At 33.2% G+C, this 19,727-nt stretch carries 20 protein-coding genes; 8 read left to right on the top strand and 12 right to left on the bottom strand.

What is annotated here, in order from left to right:
* Positions 1 to 81: 81 nt before the first annotated feature.
* Genes BLT84_RS08850 through BLT84_RS08865 form a run of 4 tightly spaced genes read right to left on the bottom strand, consistent with a single transcriptional unit; the run spans position 82 to position 4,688 of the window.
* A complete protein-coding gene (locus BLT84_RS08850; protein ID WP_091264683.1) occupies positions 82 to 1,659 on the bottom strand; it encodes a DHA2 family efflux MFS transporter permease subunit in 1,578 nt (525 codons plus the stop codon).
* 3 nt (positions 1,660 to 1,662) lie between these two features.
* Positions 1,663 to 2,745: an HlyD family secretion protein gene (locus BLT84_RS08855; RefSeq protein WP_091264686.1), complete on the bottom strand. Its 1,083-nt coding sequence runs from the start codon at positions 2,743 to 2,745 to the stop codon at positions 1,663 to 1,665.
* Positions 2,746 to 2,761: 16 nt separating this feature from the next.
* Complete coding sequence (locus BLT84_RS08860) at positions 2,762 to 4,078, bottom strand: TolC family protein (protein ID WP_091264689.1); 1,317 nt, start codon at positions 4,076 to 4,078, stop codon at positions 2,762 to 2,764.
* Positions 4,068 to 4,688 carry a TetR/AcrR family transcriptional regulator gene (locus tag BLT84_RS08865; protein WP_091264693.1) on the bottom strand — a complete coding sequence of 207 codons (621 nt, stop codon included), beginning with the start codon at positions 4,686 to 4,688 and terminating at the stop codon, positions 4,068 to 4,070. The genes BLT84_RS08860 and BLT84_RS08865 overlap by 11 nt, the downstream gene beginning before the upstream one ends.
* A 229-nt stretch (positions 4,689 to 4,917) precedes the next feature.
* On the opposite strand from BLT84_RS08865, the gene BLT84_RS08870 reads away from it, so the two are divergent.
* Positions 4,918 to 5,832 carry a YihY/virulence factor BrkB family protein gene (locus BLT84_RS08870; RefSeq protein ID WP_091264696.1) on the top strand — a complete coding sequence of 305 codons (915 nt, stop codon included), beginning with the start codon at positions 4,918 to 4,920 and terminating at the stop codon, positions 5,830 to 5,832.
* A gap of 58 nt (positions 5,833 to 5,890) precedes the next feature.
* Here BLT84_RS08870 and BLT84_RS08875 read toward each other — a convergent pair whose 3' ends face one another.
* The 4 genes from BLT84_RS08875 to BLT84_RS08890 all read right to left on the bottom strand — a co-directional run bounded on the left by BLT84_RS08875 (position 5,891) and on the right by BLT84_RS08890 (position 10,366).
* Complete coding sequence (locus tag BLT84_RS08875; protein ID WP_091264700.1) at positions 5,891 to 6,613, bottom strand: energy transducer TonB; 723 nt, start codon at positions 6,611 to 6,613, stop codon at positions 5,891 to 5,893.
* Between the two features lie 254 nt (positions 6,614 to 6,867).
* A complete protein-coding gene (locus BLT84_RS08880) occupies positions 6,868 to 7,506 on the bottom strand; it encodes an SDR family oxidoreductase (RefSeq protein ID WP_091264703.1) in 639 nt (212 codons plus the stop codon).
* 208 nt (positions 7,507 to 7,714) lie between these two features.
* A complete protein-coding gene (locus BLT84_RS08885; protein WP_091264707.1) occupies positions 7,715 to 8,971 on the bottom strand; it encodes an amidohydrolase family protein in 1,257 nt (418 codons plus the stop codon).
* A 747-nt stretch (positions 8,972 to 9,718) separates the two neighbouring features.
* Entirely contained in the window at positions 9,719 to 10,366 is a 648-nt protein-coding gene (locus tag BLT84_RS08890) for a hypothetical protein (RefSeq protein WP_231929276.1), read from the bottom strand.
* 556 nt (positions 10,367 to 10,922) lie between these two features.
* Between BLT84_RS08890 and BLT84_RS08895 the strand changes: the two genes are divergently transcribed.
* The 7 genes from BLT84_RS08895 (at position 10,923) to BLT84_RS08925 (ending at position 16,904) form a co-directional block, all read left to right on the top strand.
* Entirely contained in the window at positions 10,923 to 12,188 is a 1,266-nt protein-coding gene (locus BLT84_RS08895; protein ID WP_034890457.1) for a site-specific integrase, read from the top strand.
* 22 nt (positions 12,189 to 12,210) lie between these two features.
* On the top strand, positions 12,211 to 13,077 hold the full coding sequence (locus tag BLT84_RS08900; protein WP_034890460.1) for a hypothetical protein: 867 nt from the start codon (positions 12,211 to 12,213) through the stop codon (positions 13,075 to 13,077).
* Between the two features lie 90 nt (positions 13,078 to 13,167).
* The gene (locus BLT84_RS08905) at positions 13,168 to 13,452 is read left to right on the top strand and encodes an excisionase family DNA-binding protein (RefSeq protein ID WP_034890463.1); all 285 of its coding nucleotides are present in this window, start codon (positions 13,168 to 13,170) and stop codon (positions 13,450 to 13,452) included.
* A 57-nt stretch (positions 13,453 to 13,509) separates the two neighbouring features.
* Entirely contained in the window at positions 13,510 to 14,457 is a 948-nt protein-coding gene (locus BLT84_RS08910) for a replication initiation protein (protein ID WP_034890468.1), read from the top strand.
* 634 nt (positions 14,458 to 15,091) lie between these two features.
* Positions 15,092 to 15,289: a plasmid mobilization protein gene (locus tag BLT84_RS08915; protein WP_091264710.1), complete on the top strand. Its 198-nt coding sequence runs from the start codon at positions 15,092 to 15,094 to the stop codon at positions 15,287 to 15,289.
* 613 nt (positions 15,290 to 15,902) lie between these two features.
* Positions 15,903 to 16,298, top strand: coding sequence for a hypothetical protein (locus tag BLT84_RS08920; RefSeq protein ID WP_034890474.1), 396 nt, complete (start codon positions 15,903 to 15,905; stop codon positions 16,296 to 16,298).
* Between the two features lie 6 nt (positions 16,299 to 16,304).
* Positions 16,305 to 16,904 (top strand): hypothetical protein, encoded by a 600-nt coding sequence (locus BLT84_RS08925; protein ID WP_034890477.1) that lies wholly within the window; start codon positions 16,305 to 16,307, stop codon positions 16,902 to 16,904.
* Between the two features lie 219 nt (positions 16,905 to 17,123).
* Here BLT84_RS08925 and BLT84_RS08930 read toward each other — a convergent pair whose 3' ends face one another.
* The 4 genes from BLT84_RS08930 to BLT84_RS08945 all read right to left on the bottom strand — a co-directional run bounded on the left by BLT84_RS08930 (position 17,124) and on the right by BLT84_RS08945 (position 19,686).
* On the bottom strand, positions 17,124 to 17,600 hold the full coding sequence (locus BLT84_RS08930; RefSeq protein WP_091264713.1) for an SRPBCC family protein: 477 nt from the start codon (positions 17,598 to 17,600) through the stop codon (positions 17,124 to 17,126).
* 56 nt (positions 17,601 to 17,656) lie between these two features.
* Positions 17,657 to 18,523 (bottom strand): IS3 family transposase, encoded by an 867-nt coding sequence (locus BLT84_RS08935; protein WP_034890505.1) that lies wholly within the window; start codon positions 18,521 to 18,523, stop codon positions 17,657 to 17,659.
* Between the two features lie 182 nt (positions 18,524 to 18,705).
* On the bottom strand, positions 18,706 to 18,909 hold the full coding sequence (locus BLT84_RS16225; protein WP_231556188.1) for a helix-turn-helix domain-containing protein: 204 nt from the start codon (positions 18,907 to 18,909) through the stop codon (positions 18,706 to 18,708).
* A gap of 93 nt (positions 18,910 to 19,002) precedes the next feature.
* Complete coding sequence (locus BLT84_RS08945; RefSeq protein ID WP_034890507.1) at positions 19,003 to 19,686, bottom strand: hypothetical protein; 684 nt, start codon at positions 19,684 to 19,686, stop codon at positions 19,003 to 19,005.
* Positions 19,687 to 19,727: the final 41 nt, after the last annotated feature.

Consider the following 19,727-nt stretch of genomic DNA (forward strand, 5'->3'; position numbering starts at 1 on the left):
TTTGCTCTTATTTTATATAATAAAAAGGCTGCCTGATAATTCAGTCAGCCTTTTTTATGCAAATTAACTAAGTAACCAAATCTAGTGCATTCCTGAGGTATCTACTTTCCCCGCACCTTTCTTTATCAATAATACAAACGGTACACAGACTAAGAATAGAAGCCCCAAGTAAAGAAAAATATCCATGTAAGAGAGCACTGTACTTTGTAAGGTTACAGAACCATCCAATACCTGATATGCTCTTGCTAAAGATTCATTAGCGCTAAAGCCTTTGCTCATAAACATTTGTTGAAGCCCGCTAATTCTTTGCTGAACACTAAATTTCATGGCGTCTATATTTGGAATAAGATCTACTCTATGTTGTTGAGAGAGTCTGGCAATCATAGTGGTGATAATAGCTATTCCAAAAGATCCTCCTAATTGTCTCATCATCCCTGTAAAAGCAGCACCTTCTCCAATATCTTTTCCTTTAAGTGTAGAAAGAGATAGGGTGGTAATTGGTACAAATAAAAGTCCCAAACCAACTCCTCTCACTACTAAAGGCCAGAACATTTGTTCTGAAGAAGTGTCTGGAGTAATTAAGGTAAACATCCAGAAGCTATACAAAAAGAAGATACTAAATCCTGCAGCTACTAAATATTTCTGCGACACCCCTCGCTCTATTAACTTACCAATTATAGGCATCATAATACCCGTAGTAATAGAACTTGGAATAAGTAATAATCCGGCATCTGTAGCGGTCCAACCTAAAATAGATTGCGTGTATATAGGAATAATAAAGGTAGAGCCATACAAACCAAAACCTAAGATAAAGGTCATGATGGTTCCAACTCTTAAATTACTATTCTTCAAAACTCTAAGATTCACGATAGGATGCTCGTAGGTAAGCTCCCTCCAGATAAAAAATATCAGTCCAAAAACGGAAACTACACTTAAGATCACTATTAATGGTTCTTGAAACCAATCATCTTGCTGCCCGTGTTCTAAAACAAATTGTAAAGAGCCAATAAATGAAGTTAAGAATACAATTCCCCACCAATCTACCTGACTTGCTTTTAATTTATCTCCGTACTTAGGGCTCTTCACATAGATTAAAGTTAAGAATGTAGCTATTATTCCTATTGGTATGTTGATATAAAAAATATACGGCCACGAAAAATGGTCTACAATATACCCTCCTAGTGGCGGCCCTAAGGTAGGGCCAACAATTACGCCCATTCCATAAATGGCTTGCGCCATTCCTCTTTTGGCAGCAGGATAACTTTCTGTTATAATGGTTTGTGCAGTCACTAATAAGGCTCCTCCACCCATACCTTGAATGAACCTAAAGGCTACTAGTTCCCAGATATTTGTTGCATTTCCACATAAAAATGAGGATACTGTAAATATCACTATAGAAGCTGCAAAGTAATTACGTCTACCAAATTGCTTGGAAAGCCAACTAGTCATAGGAATAATAATTACATTGGCAATGGCATAGGCAGTAATTACCCAGGCCACATCTGTAAGAGTAGCACCTAGACTTCCCCTCATATCGTTAAGGGCCACGTTTACTATTGTAGTATCTACAATTTCTAGAAGCGCACATAAAATGGCGGTTATGGTAATGATCACCCTTCTAAAACCGTATTCTACTAAACTATTTTCTTCCTCTTGCATAACTTATTTTACATGTACATCTACTAAAACATTCATTCCAGAACGAAGTTTTTTCATTTGCTCTGCATCATTTGTATCTGTAAAATCAATTTTAACAGGTAGTCTCTGTACAGTTTTCACAAAATTTCCCGTAGCATTATCTGGAGGTAAGAGAGAGAATTTTGCCCCAGTAGCAGGAGAAAATGCAGTAATAGTTCCTTCAAATTCCATATCTGGATAAGCATCTACTTCTATTCCTACTTTCTGGCCAATAGCCATTTTATCTAACTGAGTCTCTTTAAAGTTTGCTACAACCCATTTTTCTGAAATATTTACCAAATAGAATAAAGCTTGTCCTGGTTGAACAAACTGTCCTGGTTGAATGTCAACTTCTGAAAGCTGACCATCAATAGGAGACGTTACAATTGTATAATCTAGATTTAACTGAGCCGCATCTAACATTGCCTGTGCACTTTGAATATTAGCTTCAGCCACAGATACCTGTTTCTTAGATATCTCTGTTTGAGACATCGCAGCGTTACGCTGACTTGATGTTGCTTTAGACTGACTCTTTAAAATCTCTAATCTACTTTCTGCTTCTTGCTTGGCAGCTAACGCCTGCTCATATTGTTGCTCTGTTATAGAATGATTTTCAAAAAGATTTTTGTAACGATCAAAGTCATTAGTAGTTCTCCATAAATTGATCTTTGCAGTTTCAATATTTCCCTGTGCCGTATTTACCTGTGCGTTAGATGCTGCAGCATTTGCCTGATAAGACCCTATGCTTGCCTCAGAAACGCTAAACTGGCTTTCTGCTGCAGCCATAGATGCTCTTGCCTGCTGTAACTGCACCTTATAATCTCTATTATCTATAACAAACAAAGTATCTCCTTTTGATACCTTTTGATTATCTGTAACATATACCTTTTCTATATAACCGCCTACATGAGGAATTATCGGATTCATATTTGCAGCTATCTGCGCATCATCTGTCTCTTCGTGAGATAATGAGTGAATAAATTTATAACCTCCATAAACAACTCCAACGGTTACTAATACAGCGATTATAATTATAAATTTCTTGTTTGATTTTTTCTTCTCTTCCATTTTAGTAAAATGATTATTAGTTGTTGAATTGATTTGTTAGTGTTCCCTGAGCGGTTAATAGCTCGTAATATTTTTGAGTGATATCTGCATTGGCGTAAGCTAAATTCATTTTAGCTTGTAATTGATCTATATCTGCTTCTAAAAGATCATTAGTATCTACTAATCCATTATCATATTTATCTTTAAGAATTCTGTAGTTTTCTATTGCCTGCTCTTCAGACTTTGTATATACCTCGTATTTCCTTAGAGAAAGTTTGTAATCTTGTTTGGCATTTTCTATTTGCAACTTCACTTTATCAGATACCATGTCTATAGTGTATTGAAGTTCTTCGGCTTTGCTTTGAGCTACTTTTACATCACTTTCATTTTTAAAAATATCAGCTAGATTATAAGACAAGCCAACGCCAACATTAATTGCATTGTTTACAGTAAGTGCGTTATGAAGATCCAGATTGGTATATCCACCTACCAACGCAATGCTAGGATAATACTTGCTTTTTGCCATTTTGATCTGGTTTTCTGCAGCTTTTTCTTGATACGTCAGCGCTTCCAGATCACTTCTGGAAACCATCCCTTTTAAATTAGAAGGAATAACATTTCCGAAATTAGTATCTTGAGTATTGATTTTAGTTGCTTCCGGCAACTTCAACATGACATTTAATTTGTAATTAAGAATATTGCTGTTTTTTTTAGCTTCTTCTAAACTTAGCTGAATGTTAGATTCTTGTAGCTGTGCCTTTAATAAATCATTTCTGGCTAACAGACCATTCTCTTCCATAGCAGTAAAATCTTTTACACGTAGATTGGCACTGTTTAGATTCTCCTCTATAATTTCAATTGCCTTTTGCGCTTTATATAAATTGATATAATCTATTATGGTATATAGCGCTATTTGCTCCTTATCGTTCTGTGCATTAAGAGAAGCAGCCTTTAAATTATTTTCGCTTGCTTTTACCGCATTCTTTAGTTTGAAACCTGAAAATAGAGGCAGCGACATATTGGCCTGTGCCAATAATAATTGATTCACATCTGGAGTTGGGGTAGGCTCTGAAGCAGAACCTTCTGAAGTAGTTGCAGCAGGAAAATCTATTTCTGCTCCGGTTAAATACTGATATTGTCCGGAGATCTTAAGATCTGGATACTGAAGATTTTTTGTTACCTGAAGCTCACTCTCTGCCGTATTTACTCGGGAATTCGAAATTTTTGCTTCATCGCTATTGGTGAGGGCTAAATTTACTGCCTGCTCTAAAGATAGGGATTTACCTTCCTGCGCACTTGCAGAAGCAATTCCTAAACATAGAATTGCAGAAAGGAAAAAATGTTTAATTTTCATAAGTCAATAATGCTTTTATGGTTTTCTGAATATGTTGGGTTAGGGTAGTGTGTACATAGTTATCTAAAGATGCTTCATCTGTAATGTTATGTAGCACTTCAAAGAATCTGAGGTTATAATAGAAATTAAAATAAGTACCTAAAATTGTGGGTACAGTAAGCGGTATATTTAGATCTTTAGAAAAAACACCTTCTTTTTGTCCCTTAATTACAAATTCCTCAATGACCTTATAATTAGACAATTTCTGATTGATGTAATTTTTGAAATCTATTTTTCGGGTGTCATTTGAGTATTCAAAATGAATGATCTTGTACATTCTTCTGTTGTGATGAACTCTTCTTATAATAAGTGCTACCACTTCATCTACCTTTTCCAACGTTGAATTCTCTATAGAAAGAACAGTATCTAATTCCATTCTAAAATCTGCAGATCTATATATGAGCATAGCCTCTAAGAGTCGCTCTTTAGAACCAAAGTAATAGGAGATCATTGCCACATTTACCCCTGCTTCCTTGGCTATTTGCCTCACCGAAGTACCTGCAAAACCATTCTCTGCAAATAGTTTCTCTGCTTCAGTTATAATTTGAATCTGCTTATCGTTTAATTCCATAGAATCTAAATTTCGAGCACAAAGTTAAACAATTGTTTAAATTAAACGTTTGTTTAAATTAGTCTTTTTTATGATTTAACACTAAAAGGTTTTCGGAGGATAGTAAAGCACTGTGCTATAAATGACCTGATCGCATATTCGCTGGTAAATATTAACAATCATTTAGAAGCCTTTCCCTTTAATCTTTGTGTAATTGTTCTATTTTAAGCCTCGATCACAAATAATTATAATGTCAGAAGAAAAAGACCAAACTCATTGTGTAGATGCACCCTATAAGATCTCCTTTTCTGGGTGGAAAAAAATAATCATAGAAGTTAAGAATGAGATTGCTGCAGATAGTGTAGGAATTGTTTCTGCGGGTGTTGCGTTCTATGCATTTTTGGCCATTTTCCCAGCGATTATGGCTTTAATATCTATTTATGGATTAGCAACAGATCCTCAACAAATAGAGCAGGAGTTATCCAAACTGGCGGCTATGATGCCGAAGCAGGCTTTTTCTTTACTAAAGGATAGAGTAGAAATATTTCTCTCTACCCCAGGAACCACTTTAGGATGGGGTACCGCAATTGGTATTTTATTTAGTATTTGGAGTTCTAATAAAGGAACAAAATCTTTGTTCGAAGGTATAGATATAGCATATGATACTGTAGAAAGTAGAGGCTTCTTTAAGCAAATTTTAATGGCTATAATCTTTACCATATTTGGAACCATTCTCTTATTAATAAGTTTAGCTTTTATAGTGGTATTTCCTACTGTAATGCATAGGCTAGGACTGCCCGAGGGTACAGAAAATATAATAGCATTCTTAAGGTGGATTGTTTTGGCAGTAATAGTAACACTATTTCTGTGCCTGATCTATCAATATGCCCCAGCAAGAAAAAAACCAGAGCTTAAATGGGTGGTAACAGGAGCTATATTTTCTACTGTAGTCTGGTTACTTGCTTCTTGGGGATTTTCATTTTATGTGAGCAACTATGGAAATTATGGGGAAGTATATGGATCTATTTCTGCAGTGGTAATTCTAATGTTATGGTTATATATCACTTGTTATATCATCTTACTGGGAGCAGAAATCAATTCTGAAATAGATGATTATGTTCACCCAGATTCTATTGCAGATTATAAAGTTGAAAAAAAGAACTAATTGAGCTTAAAATATATTCAATAAGGAAAAGCCACCTCAAAAGGTGGCTTTTTATGCTTTAATCTTTTACCTGAAAAACTATGGGTAATGAGTATGAGACCGAGACTGGCTTACCTCGTTGCTTTCCCGGCTCAAAATGTGGCAGGGATCTTATAACTCTAATTGCCTCTGCTTGTAATTTTGGATGCTGTGCTCTAGACTGAATGTCTACCACATTTCCATTTTTATCTATATTGAACATTACGTAAACTTTATTGATTCCAGATAGTCCTAGATTATTACCAATATCTCTGTTGAAATTTGCATTTACATAATCAGATATTTTTTCACTCATACATGTTTTACGCTTTTCATTATTTGAATAGCGCTCACACCCAGGGAAAATAGGGACATCTTCTATAACTTTAAAAGAGTAGTGCTCTATTTCCTCTTTCGGTTTTATTTCAATAATATCAACAACATCAACTATACTTGGTGATTCTACTGTTTGCTGAATATTATTCGTAGGTACTTCTTCACTATCATCAATGATGGCTAAAATATCATCAGATTTAATTGCCTTTGGAATTGGGGGTACTGCGCGATCTACAAATACCGTTATTGGAATTTCTTCTTCTATCAACTTATCCATTACTATCTCTTTGGAAGCTTTTTCAATAGGATAATAGCTCTTCCATTCTACTAAAAAATAACATAATAGGAGAACAACGATTAGCCCTATTTGTAAGAAAAATACAGATCTTTTTCTAAGATCTGCCGTAGCGTTTTTTTTAAATTCCATAGGTTATAAGTTTATAAGTTAATATTTTTTATTATTACCAATAAACATGCCTAAGAGTTATAGTTTTTATTATCTATTATGTGTTTTCTTCAGAGATAATTTTATTTAAAAAAAATTTTATGAATGAATTAGTATTTTATTTCATTTGCTATTCTTAGTTGAGAAAACAATTAAAAGCTATTTATTAAAATGATATCAAAAAAAACGCAACCATATTAAATATGATTGCGTTGTATTCTAATGTTAATTTCTATCTAGTCTGCAGAGACTTTATCTAAAGCTTCTCCTATGAGAGTTTCTCCGCTTAGAATCTCAAAAGTTGCTTTATTGGCAACGTCGTCATTAAGTACATGCACTAAGGTTTGAGCAACATCATTTCTGCTAATCTTCCCTCTTTTATTAAGTTTACGGGCTAATTCTATCTTGTTAGTAAGCTCATCATTTGTTAAACTCCCAGGTCTCACTATTGCATAATTTAAGCCACTATCTTTTAAGTATTCATCTGCATTGTGCTTGGCTTTTAGGTAATCCTGAAGCTCTTCTGCTTTAGACGGCTCATCTGCTCCCATAGAACTAAGCATAACAAATTTTCTAATATTATTCTTTTTAGATGCGTCAATTAATCGTTTTGCACCTTCTTGATCTACACCAACTACATTTTTACCTCCAGATCCTGCTGCAAATAATACCTTATCTATATTGTTTTTGAATACATGGGAAATGTCTTCTTCAAGATCTCCAAGAACGGTATCAATATTTTTAGCTTTAAAATAAGGAAGTTCATCCTCTTTTCTCACCATTGCAATAGGGTTAAAATACTGAGAATCGTGTAATAGTTGTACAATCTTTTTTCCTGTGGTACCGTTGGCACCGGCTACTAATATCTGTTCCATAGCTACAAGATAATACCTTACTACAGTATTTTGAATATCATATTCAGGGTTTAACTCATATTTAATATAATTTCAAATAGTTAGTTTGAATATACTAAAGCCTTTAACAATTGTTTTAATACACTATTGATGAGTCGTCGTTTTCATTATATTATAGATATGGTCATATTCTTTACTAAAACAGAAGTTACACAGTATTTATAAAATTTCACTCAAAATAGATCTTAGCTTTATCGTTAGAGAATGTTTTTCTTCCATTTTTAAATCCTACTAATGGTTGCGAAATGGTTCTAATAGCGTCAATTTCATTCTTAGCTTCAAGTATTATAAAAGTTGCTGGTGCACCAACTTCAATAGTACATGGTAATGATAGGAGAGCGGCGGCATTGTCTGTAACCATCTTATATACCTCCTGTATCTCTTCATCTTTAGCTAACTGGGTAATGTTCGCGTACATATTTGCCATTCTAGCAAGGGAGGTATCCCCGTAAGGGGTAAAGGCATTTAGAATGTTATTACTGGAAATGGTAGTATTCACACCAAAGGTCTTCAATTCATTAGCATTTACCATTCCACGGGGAATTAATGTGTCGTAATCTCTACCATTTAAAAAAATATCTGTTGCAGGAAGAACTGTTAGCGTAATTTCTGCATTGCTTAAAAGTAAAGCCATCTTTTTGCGTTTTTCTTTGGGCATAGCAGAGATCTTAGTAACATGCCCTATAGAAACTCTCCCTTTATAATTTCTCTTAATTGTTTCTTCGGATATTTTAGGGATGCTTGAATTATTTGGATCAAGATCAAAATCTAGATGAAAATCTACATTTACATCAAATTCCTGAGCCATGTCAAAGATCATCTCAATATGTTTTACAGGATCTATATCTTTGTAAGGACAGCCTCCAATGAGATCAGCCCCATTAGATAATGCTTGTTTTAATAATTTTTGGGTTTCGGAAGAATTGGTGAGTCCTTCCTGAGCAAAAGCACAGATCTCTATATCTATGGCGAAAGCATATTTGTTTTTAACTCTTTTAATAGCTTCAAAAGAACGTAATTCAGTTTTTAAATCGGTTTCAACAAAGGTGCGAAGGCCCATAGTTCCTTTCTTAATTGCCATTTCAATAACGCCACTAGCACGCTCAAAAACATCTTTTTCTGTGAAGTTTTCTTTCGCCTTTCCGGTCTCTTCAACAGCCTCATCAAGATCTCCCTTTTTGATCTCACATCTTTCTAAAATACAAGCCTTATCTAAATGAATATGACTTTCAAAAAATCCTGAACATAAAAAATTATCCTCTGCGTTGTAAACGGTTTGGGCATCTTTTAGGTACTGAATTCTTTTTTCATTATTACTGGAAAGACTGATACTTGCAATTGTACCATCTGTAACTGCGATATCTACAGGGGCACTATTTTTATTTAGAATCGCATTTTTTATAATTAGATCATAAGCTCTGTTCATATATCCAAAAAAGTTTAAGCCTCTAAGATAATTAACTTGAATTAGAAGTTGAATATTTAGGTTTTAGGAATGTTACATTTTTACTATTTAGAGCTAGAAAAAACCTCATTATATTCTTTATGATAATTGATAAAGGCTTTAAAATAAAGATATTGTTCACCTTAGATTTATGAAGCTTAAGTGGAGTAACTCATATATTTTCTTTAATTTTCTATTATATCGATTATTTTATATTATAAGGTACTTGTGTAAACGAGATTTGTTTAACGCCTAGATCAGGGAAGTTTTTAGCTCCGATATTTTTAGAATTACTAATCTGATGAGGTTTTTATGTAAAAGGATTTTCTTAGGAACAACAATAATTCAGATTTATAGTAAATTGCTATAGGTTTTGAATTATGATAATTAAATAATATCTTAATTGAATTATTTTCTGTTTTTAAATAATAGCATTATTATGTAAATAACATTGTGAATCCAAATCCAGAATAATCAGTTACACTAATTTTTGTCCAGTTTTCAAATGTTTTCTTTCATTCTTTATCATTCAGTCTTTTCCACATTTCTAAATAACCATCAAAAATTTCAGTTTGGACACTTAAATTCAGGTGAATTTTCAGTCGCATTAAAACTTTTCTTTTTAGTATGAGTCCAGCCTTTTCCACCACTGAATACTAAACTACGCTTTTGCGATAATATCCGTTGTTAACTAATGGATTTTGTAAGTTACATAATTAGTAACTGCTATTAATTCTCTGGTCTTTCAGGAATGTACACTACCTTAATTTCTATTTCATTTCCATATTCTACTATAATTGAACATAACACAGAAACACTTTGTCCATTATGGATAGCAGGTTTCATTACTGGTATTTTTCTTAGCACTCTTAAGATTTCTGCTTGAATGGTCACCTCTGAATTTCTAACTTTCATCCCGGTCAAACTTCCGTTTTCGTCAATTATAAAAAAAGCATCTACCTGCTTTGATTCTGAAAGATTTAAATCTTTAGAAACACTCAAATTAAATTCCCGCTTTATAAAAGTCGATACTTTATTCTTAAAGCATTTCAATGTCTCTTTTTTAGAAAGTTCTTCGCAACCATTATAAATAGGCGCGATATCTACATCTTTTAATATCATCCTCTTATCAGGACTAAAATTTGCTAAACCGTCATCATGTAAGATAATGCTGCATAAACTTAGCAGTGCCTGCTCTTCTTCTTTAGAAATATTTCCTTGTGCCATCACCTGTTCTTGTACAGCATTGATTTTCATTATCAATTCACTTTCTATTTTTTTTGTAGGCTCAGATGTTGATTTGCATGACACGAATAGGAGACTAATAGAGAAGATTGAAATAGCCAATAATTTTTGTAATCTTTTTGTTCTTTTCAATTTTATAGTTTTTTCTAGATTGTTTTAAATGTGCGGTAACCATCTAAATATACATTATTATTTTAGAAACCTAAAGCTCCAATTATCTAAGTAAAACTTGTCAACTTTAGCCAAGTCGATGATGTTTGAAAATAAAAATTCCCAATCAGGTATTTTTACCTGATTGGGAATTTATAATTTTAATCTATTTAGGAATTTCCGAGTGATAGTGTCATCAGAATATTGTTAGAAACCTTATGCTCTGTACTAGGAAATACCTCAATGCTTTCCCATTCCTTCGATATGGTGTGTTTTGAAACAAAAAAATCTGCTCAGGAGAAAATACTTGGCAGATTTTTATTTTTTTAATCCGCAGCATAGCTGCGCTTCATAGTGGAGTCGGAGGCTATTGAATATACTATAATTCAGTTTATTTATCCTATGCAAATAAGTGGGTAAAACCTTTATTGACATCTTGTTTTATTACTTATTATAACTTACTTTTGAAAGTAAATATAGGTAAAATTGTCACCTATTTTGTCACCTTTATTGTCACCTCTTTCAAAAGTGTATTTATATGACTTCAACTTTTTATCTCAAGGAAGCTAAAACTACTGGCGAATCCTTAATTTATTTCTCTTGTCACTTTAAAGAGGAAGGTAGGAAATTCGTTTATTCTACCGGAGAAAAAATTGCACCTACTCATTGGGATCAGAAGAATAAAATGCCTGTAATGCGTGGGAAGAATAAAGCAATCAATCGGGGCTCTATAAAAACACAGTTAGGCAGATATGAAAGTTGTTTTAAGAACACGCGTTCCCGATGTATAGAAATGCAAGAGGATTTTACTTCCCAAGTTTTAAAAACTGCTTTTGATGAAGAGTTTAAAAAATCCCCTACCGGAAAGAATATTTTCTTTGATGCCTTCGAGATCTTTATGGATCAGAAGAAAAAAAATCAGGAGTGGAAGAAATCAACTGAGAAGAGGTATAACAATATTCAAAATCTATTGAAGTCTTTCCAAGCTGAAACAGGTTATAAGTTGAATTTCAATGCCATTAACAGTAGGTTCCATTCTGAATTCACCTATTACTGCATTGAGACGAAAGGGCACGTAAACAATACCTATTCCAGAAATTTAGGACTATTCAAAACCTTTATGCATTGGGCCTTGGAAAATGGTTACACGTACAATGAAGAATTTAAAAAAATAAAGAAAATTTCTAAAGTTGTAACTCAACAAATAGCACTTAAAAAGTCCGATCTGCAGAAGTTGATGGATCACGAATTTGAACCAAAACAAAAATATCTAGAACGTGTCCGGGATGTTTTCGTTTTTTCATGCGTTACAGGTTTAAGATTCGGTGAATTAGGCCTTGTGTCAAGGAATAATATTATTGATGGCAACTTACACCTTAAAGAGGAAAAAGGTGCAGAAAAGGAAGCTAGAACAATTCCATTGAATGATTTAGCAGAATATATACTAAAAAAATACAATTATAATCTTCCACTGATAACCAACCAACGTCAAAATGACTATATCAAGGATATTTTTGAGGAGGCAGGTTACACCTGGGACGTTGAAAAGAATGTAACTAGAGGGAAGAATGTTGATCGACAGACATTGCCATTTTATAAGCGCGTAAGTACACATACAGCAAGACGTACTTTTATCACAATGCTTAAGCGCGAGGGAAAAAGCGATAAGCTTATTTCCAAAATTACCGGCCACAAAGACCTGAAAACCTTAAATCAGTATTACCAGGTTGATGATGAAGCAAAAAAAGAGGCAGTAACTTCTACATTCGATATTAAATTTAATTCCTTGAAGAAAGTTGATTAACTCGGCGCTAAAATAAAAGTTTATGGATAACTCTGAAAATAGTACTGGTCTACAATTAGACCGTATAGAGATTAGAAGAATAATTGCAATAGGTAAGAAAAAAGGAAGTAATTTGGGAATGTTTGAATTTAAGGGTGAGCTAAATTCATTGCGAGTACATTCTATTAATAATGAACATTTGGCTGAGATGGTTCACGAGTACATGCAAGACATTCAACTGGCTTACATTAGGCATAAATCCTACTATAAGATTGCTATCACGAGCTTCCGATCTTCGAAAGATAAAATAATTGCAAAAGCAAAGTTGTATAATGAGACAATCGATCCTGAAAATAAAGAACAGGAAACAAATTTTGCAGCTTCAATGTATGAGAGCTTTATAAAAACTCAACCAGATTTTGGTTTGGGTATAGATATTCTGGAAGAAATAAAAGAACTAGAAAATGTTGTTACAATCTATGAATGTTTGGAAGAAAAAAAGAGACGGGTAGATGCAATTATAAACGAAACAACTGAAAGAATACGAAATAAGGAAAACGTACCGGTAATATATACTGATAAAGACTCTCAAATATTCAATACTGTTTGGGAAGCGGTTATATATCACTCAGTATTAGTCGATATAGATCCAAAGAAGTATATCAGGAGCAAGAAAGATATACCTGATCTAGTTCAAACCTGGATTAAGCCAGATGGTAAAGCTATTTCTCCTAATACTTTCTATCAGAAACTTCAAAAGATTCAAATGGCAAAGAAGGGAATTGCAGACCCTAAGCACGGTAAGTATACTATTAACGATTACGAATCTGTAAAACAAAGACTGATAAGGGGTTTTCCTCAGGCAGTTTCTGTACTTGAACTTAATTATTACCACAACGAATTATATTAATTAAAAATCGTAACCCCTTTCCGTAACCCCTTACCTATAGATTACCTATAATTCTTTTACAATTTAGCCTTGAATTTAAAAATCAAGGTAATGGAAAAAATAACTCAAGTACACGGAATCACTCGGGAAGATCTCTTCAATGCTTTCCAACGATTGGAGGATAAAATCAATAATCTTCAAGCGGCCAATCGTAAACCGAAAAAACATTCTATAAAGGAACTAGCTCAGAATTGCGGAGTAGCAGAGCTAACCGTTAGAAACTGGATTGCTGATGGTAAAGTTAAAGCGGAAAGAATTGGACGTAGGATCTTTATATCAGAAGAAGAATTTCAGAAAGCCTTATCTGAAGTGAAATCAATTAAATACAAAAGGTGAAAACCTAGTGTTTTATAACTCTAGGTTTTTATCTGCACTAGTAATTGATTTCAGGGAATGAAGGATAATTTTATTAAACAACCAAATCATATTTTCACAGCGAGATTTACATTGTCTAGGCTGGAGAAAAATATAATCTACACTATCTTGGATAAGCTTCAAAAATCAATGAAAATGGACTTGAATGATCATTTCGTTGAAGAGAAAGTTACGGCAAAGTTGAAAACATTAGATAAAAATCGGAATTATAAAAGAATTAAATCAGCAGTAAAATCTTTGGGTAGTAAGCAAGTAGAATTTGAGCTAAACATTCCAAATGGCAATAAACCTTATTTAGTTCAGGAGAATGTAACCTCTTTGGTAAGTGGTCTTACACATGTTCAGAACTCTGATTCGATTTCATTTATTATTCCTTCACAAGCCAGTAAATTTTTCTGTTATATTGGGGGAGGGTATACTATTTTTCAGAAAACTATCGCTATAAGTCTAACCTCTTTGTATTCCAAACGTTTGTATGAACTTTGCTGTAGGTGGATTGATAAAGGAGGTTACAATTGTTCTATTGAAGATTTTAAAAAATTAATGTCTATAGAGAATAAATATAAGCAAATATCTCACTTGAGAGAGCGAGTTTTGGAGGATTCCAAAGATGAACTTGAAAAGTTGTCAGATGTTTATTTTAGCTATTCTCTCAGAAAAACTGGGAGAACTTATACTACAATTTCGTTTAAATTTCATAGAAGTCTCGAGATTGGAAATAATAATCGACCAGTAAGAAGTGAACATTACTCATATGTGTATAATTTTCTTAATCAATATTTCCCACGATATTTAGATGATAAGGCTCTTGTTTATAGCGATTCTATAGCTAATGCGGATGAATTATATACGGCGTACAAAAGGTTCGGTAGATTGGACGATGATCTAGCAACTGGTAAGAAAGAAAAACGAGATATTACCAATTTGCTGAACACAGTAATTTTGAAAGAATTAAAAGCGATATAAGGAAAGTCATCAAATCACACATAAAAAAAGTTATGTGTGATATATCCTTAGAACTTCGTCAATTTGTGTGATTAACTTCGTCAATTTGTGTGATTTCACTTTTAAAACTTCGTCATTTTGTGTGATTTAGATCTGTTAAGGTCTGTAAATACAGGGGCTGAGAGACTGCTACAATAAGGTTAACCTACAATTATTTACAAGGTTATAGAAGAATATTAAAAAAATGCTTTTGAAAAGAAAAATAAAATAGTTTTTTCAGGTATTTGAAGACTTTAAATAATGAGAAAAGATTGAAAGTGAAAATTGATGGTTGAGATTTTTAGATCGAATATTTCGTGAAAACCAGGAACGGAACCCTCGTCCAAGCATAAATTAGTTATGATTTCAGGAGGCATTCATTTTATTTTCAGAAGCCAGAAAAACATAGGTTCATTTTAGGTTTGCAATGGAGGAAAAAAACGGAAATAGTTGTTTTTAAATTTGGAGATTTCCTGTAAACTTAAATGTTAAATTCCGGAAAATGGTCTGCAAGATGTGTACTCGTCCGTACAAATTTTATAAATTTTCACGATCGATTACAGACTTGCCAGCGGAGCAGGAGAAAAACACACTCGCAACTCGTAAATAAATAAGAATGGAAGAAAAGAAAAAAAGAAAAAAACTTTATAAAAAAAGCATTGAAAAAAAATTCTTAAAAAAGCGATTTGAATTCAGATTATCTGAAGCGGAATTAATTGAATTGAAAACAAAAGCACAGGAAGCTGGACTAAATACATCTACATATGCCCGAAAAAAGGTGATGGACACAAAAGGATCAGTATTCAATCCTTGACCTTTAATTCAACACTTTTTCAATTATACCGGGGCAGTCAATAAGGTAGGGAACAATATTAACCAGGTAACAAACTATATTAATTATTTGAAAAAAGAAGGAAAGACTGATGAAAAGGCAGTTTTGGAATTTAACCAATTATTTTACGATCTTGTAGTACTAATGACTGAACTAAATAGGGTTATGCATTTTGAATTAAAAAAACTAAGATAATTGTCTCAAATATTCTCCAATGAATAACTGCACGGATTTTCTATCTTTGTTTGTCTAAGTTATTTTGTACCCTTGAAAAATTAAAGTAGCTTTTATAGTAATTAGAATAAATAATAAATTATAAAAAAGAGATTATAAAAAACAAAAACTATAAAATAAAAAATATATTTTTTATAAAATAAAATTCTTAAGCGTTTAGCTTTTGATTTTGGTACTAGGAAATCGCCAGTTTTTTATATCCACCTCAATCAAAGCAAGGCGCCCACGTTTCGGCGTGGGCTGCTCTTGTTTGGTGGATGGGTGTCTGGCGATACCTCTGGTACCGACATGTTGCAGTTCCACGCTTTTTTTGTGCTTGGACTTCACGATCAAAGGCTGACCTAATCTTTAAAATGAACCTATGAACCAGTTAGCACATCTAAATTACAGTTTTGAAGAAGTCGAAATATTAAAAACTCTTGCCAAGTACCACGACGAGCCAAAAATTGCTGAAAATATTTTATTCTCTGGTTTAAACGAATATGAATATACCCAGGTAAAAAAAATAATACAAAAGTTTTACCTCGATGGTATATGGGACTTTGAAGACACTGCAAATGGTAAAGGTCAATCCACTTTCAATTTTGATCTTAAAAACAACATACTCGAATACCCCAATCCTATCCCAAAAGAGTACAAAGAAGATATTAATTTAAACAGCGTTTTAGAGAAGCTCTATGCTTCAAATCTAGAAACTTCAGAAGCGAAATATATTACGGCTCTTATCAAGAAAGATCTTATTGACCAACCTAAATAAAATATCATGAAGAAAGTTTTTCCATTTTTACTTATTACTATGATGGCTTGTAACAGCCAACAAAATATAGATGCTCAAAAACAGGCAATTGTCAACTTCTTGCAAGAAGATGCTAAAGGAGTTAAAACCGATTTAAAGATTGAAGTTTCGCAAATAGAAATTACTGATGTTACAGTGGCAGACAGCATTAGTATTTTGAAAGAAAGGTATCAAGCAGAAATAGAAAAAGCTCAAAAATCGATAGACAATTTTCAATCGAATATCGATAGCGCAATGAAAGAAAACAAATCATTGGATAATTCCAATATTGATAACCTTGCTAATATAGCAGCCAACAAGTCTATTGGTGAAATGAATCAAAGAGGTCTTGAAAAGGCCCAGGCTGCGCTAAAAGAGGTAGATAAACAAAAATCTATATCATTGGCTAAATATGAAGATAGGGATGAAAATGAACTCCTTGTAAAGAAAGCAGAAACCACTTTTTCGTTTTTTAATCCAAGATTACAAACACGCCAGGAAAGAACAGACGATTTTGTTATGTCAAAAGATGGTTCTGAGGTAGTGGGGATAATAGAAAACGGGAAAGTAAGGCGAAAGAGAAAGTAAATTTTAAAATATATAAAATCTAAAATTATAATTTGTTGCGTTGATTTATTGAACTAAGGATTTTAATATAAAATTGGAGCCAACGGTTTGCGGTTATCACAAGTTACGGGAGTCGGGACGCGGACTTGTCGGCTTAACCATTTTCTTTATAGGTTACTAAAATTACACTTTTTCCATAATACCCGGAATTTGAGATGAACCGCTGTTAGCTCGCGTATTTTACTCTAATTTAACTTCTTTCCATTTGTCAGATTCAGCGAACTCTTTTATTATTTGATTTCTTTCCTCTAATAATCTTGTCATATATTTTTTTAGAAAGAGATAGTCTGCAATTTTACCTAAAAACATTAATGGTGATTTGTAGTCAAAGATATCTGTCATTAAAGTTCCATTTTCTTGTTTAGTAAATATGTGCTGATGTTTAAAACTTTCAAAAGCACCACTTAACATTTCATCTGTGAAGTTGTCGGAGTAATTGTATTGTGTAATTTTAGTTGACAATTTTTGAGTAACGCCAAAATGTTTTCCTTTCCAGGTTACGCTTTCATTAGGACCAATTAATCCACTTGTAACTCCAGCAATTGCTTCTTCATTAGTTTTTGCAACCGAAATTTTATGTAGATCAATACTTCTTGATAAATTGAATACCAATTCTTTGTCAGCCTTTATGTGAGTCAGTAATTTTATTCTTGGCATTCTCTTGTGTATTATACTGAAATAGGTTGACCATTTTTGATCTAATTTTCGACAGGTTAAATGGTCAATAGTTCTAAATTTTGTTTGTTCCTTTTGTAGGAATGATAGTCTACATTTCTATTCAAATGAACAAAGTTAGGGGTGTTCAATTTGAGACTAAAATGGGGTCTTTTGTTGTTGTAAATCTCAACAGCTCGTTTGACCATCTTCTTTGCTAAGTTAGTATTTTTTATAGTTCGTTTTAAATCATATTCATATTTAAGGGTTCTGTTGATTCTCTCAGCTACGGCATTCTCGTAGGGATCGTACTTCTCAGTCATGCTCATGATTATTCCGTTTTCCTCAGCAAAGCTGGTGTATAGTGGGTTGCAATACTGAATTCCACGATCGGAATGATGGATGAGTTTCTGATTCTTGTATTTTCTATTTTTAATAGCCATTCTAAGGGCATCGATGCAAAGTGATGTCTTCATATGGCTTGCCAATTTATAACCCATAATTTGCTTAGAATAGGCGTCTGTGACTAATGCCAAGTAACTGTGTCCGTTCTGCGTTTTGATATAAGTGATATCGCTTACCCAAAGTTGTTCCGGCCTGGTGGGCATTTTATCTTTTACCAGGTTTTTGTATTTAAAGAACCGGTGTTTTGAATCGGTTGTGTTGTGGAACCGCTTTAATTTAGGAACGAGCAGGTTATTCATTCGCATTACTCGATAGAATTTATCCCTTCCTATTTTAATACCGAGTCGGTTCATATCTGCCTTTAATTCCTGATACAGTTTAATTCCACCGGTACGCAGTCCATACTGACTCCGATACTCTTTGATGAGTCGAATAATTAGCTGTTGCTCTGTTTGCCTGTTCTGATGAGATTTTAACCGCTTATAAAAAGCTTGTTTGGAAACCCCAAAACATTGAATCAACCATTTTCTTTTAAACGGTTTTGCTTCTTTTTTTCGATCTCGTCTGCTAATGTTTTGGGCAATGACTTTTTTGACATATCAACTCCGGTAATAAGTTCCATGTCAGCAATAATGTCTTGTTGGAAGTCTTTTACAAACTCTAATTCCTCTATTTTTTCTTTGAGTTTCTTGATCTCATCTTTCTAGCTCATCCCTTGTTTCTTTTGTTCTAAAGTACTGTATTTTTTCAACCAATAATAGATGGAAGCTCTGGAAACCTGATATTTATCGGAAGCATGATTGATAGAGATCTGTGCATTTTGGATCTGATCGATGATAACCAGCTTAAGATCGTATCCTACTTTTTTGTAGGAAGTTTTTCGACAGTGTTGATTTTGTTCTTTCATTAGGTATAGTGCTAAAAGGTTTAATTTTTAGTCAACCTATTTCAGGAAAGTACAGATAATTATTTTCTTAGTAACGGTGCCGCTTATTGGCGATTAACCGTTGTTGTGTACAGTTTTTATCCTTTCTATTCCTAAATGTGCATTTCGAATCAATTTTACAGCAGTATTATTATCACAGCCAATGGCTGTTTTGGAATCATCATATAAAGTAGTGAAACACCATTTTTTATTTTTTTCAAGCACAAATTCTGGGGAAAGATTTGAAAAATTTGAAGCTATATCTTTAATCTGTTCTATTTTTGTAAAATATAATGACGGTAAGTCATTGTTTTCAATATTTCCTCGAATTTTTCTTAAAACATCATAATGGCAATATACTTTTGTTTGAAGGGTTGAATCGAATACTCTTAAGAGTTCTAAAATATCATTAAAATAAATACTAGAACCTTCTTCACTTCCCCATAAATAATTTGGTCTCGTATCTTTGTTTCGGACCTGATACATAACGTAATCGTAATAATCTTTAAAGTCTTCTCCTTCTTTTAAAAATTCCTTTTTGAATTGGTTAAATGTCAAGACACGTTTATTTTTAGGTCTTCCTAGTTCGTCGCGAGAAGATTCACGACCATTTTGAATATCTAAATCAATTAAAATCGGATGATGATAGATGAAATAATTATCGAAATCCTCAGAGAACCAGTTTTCAATCTCATTTGGATAACTTCGACTTCCACTTTTTCTTTGTATCCAATATCTAGGAACTTTAAAATTTATCATTTTCTTAAAAATGTCTTGTCCTGAAATATGGCTACAGGTTA

Source organism: Gillisia sp. Hel1_33_143 (assembly GCF_900104765.1).
Classification (GTDB): Bacteria; Bacteroidota; Bacteroidia; order Flavobacteriales; family Flavobacteriaceae; genus Gillisia.

Coding starts and splice junctions, on each gene's coding strand:
- BLT84_RS08850 (WP_091264683.1), bottom strand. CDS start 1,659: ATGCAAGAGGAAGAAAATAGTTTAGTAGAATACGGTTTTAGAAGGGTG.
- BLT84_RS08855 (WP_091264686.1), bottom strand. CDS start 2,745: ATGGAAGAGAAGAAAAAATCAAACAAGAAATTTATAATTATAATCGCT.
- BLT84_RS08860 (WP_091264689.1), bottom strand. CDS start 4,078: ATGAAAATTAAACATTTTTTCCTTTCTGCAATTCTATGTTTAGGAATT.
- BLT84_RS08865 (WP_091264693.1), bottom strand. CDS start 4,688: ATGGAATTAAACGATAAGCAGATTCAAATTATAACTGAAGCAGAGAAA.
- BLT84_RS08870 (WP_091264696.1), top strand. CDS start 4,918: ATGTCAGAAGAAAAAGACCAAACTCATTGTGTAGATGCACCCTATAAG.
- BLT84_RS08875 (WP_091264700.1), bottom strand. CDS start 6,613: ATGGAATTTAAAAAAAACGCTACGGCAGATCTTAGAAAAAGATCTGTA.
- BLT84_RS08880 (WP_091264703.1), bottom strand. CDS start 7,506: ATGGAACAGATATTAGTAGCCGGTGCCAACGGTACCACAGGAAAAAAG.
- BLT84_RS08885 (WP_091264707.1), bottom strand. CDS start 8,971: ATGAACAGAGCTTATGATCTAATTATAAAAAATGCGATTCTAAATAAA.
- BLT84_RS08895 (WP_034890457.1), top strand. CDS start 10,923: ATGACTTCAACTTTTTATCTCAAGGAAGCTAAAACTACTGGCGAATCC.
- BLT84_RS08900 (WP_034890460.1), top strand. CDS start 12,211: ATGGATAACTCTGAAAATAGTACTGGTCTACAATTAGACCGTATAGAG.
- BLT84_RS08905 (WP_034890463.1), top strand. CDS start 13,168: ATGGAAAAAATAACTCAAGTACACGGAATCACTCGGGAAGATCTCTTC.
- BLT84_RS08910 (WP_034890468.1), top strand. CDS start 13,510: ATGAAGGATAATTTTATTAAACAACCAAATCATATTTTCACAGCGAGA.
- BLT84_RS08915 (WP_091264710.1), top strand. CDS start 15,092: ATGGAAGAAAAGAAAAAAAGAAAAAAACTTTATAAAAAAAGCATTGAA.
- BLT84_RS08920 (WP_034890474.1), top strand. CDS start 15,903: ATGAACCAGTTAGCACATCTAAATTACAGTTTTGAAGAAGTCGAAATA.
- BLT84_RS08925 (WP_034890477.1), top strand. CDS start 16,305: ATGAAGAAAGTTTTTCCATTTTTACTTATTACTATGATGGCTTGTAAC.
- BLT84_RS08930 (WP_091264713.1), bottom strand. CDS start 17,600: ATGCCAAGAATAAAATTACTGACTCACATAAAGGCTGACAAAGAATTG.
- BLT84_RS16225 (WP_231556188.1), bottom strand. CDS start 18,909: ATGAAAGAACAAAATCAACACTGTCGAAAAACTTCCTACAAAAAAGTA.
- BLT84_RS08945 (WP_034890507.1), bottom strand. CDS start 19,686: ATGATAAATTTTAAAGTTCCTAGATATTGGATACAAAGAAAAAGTGGA.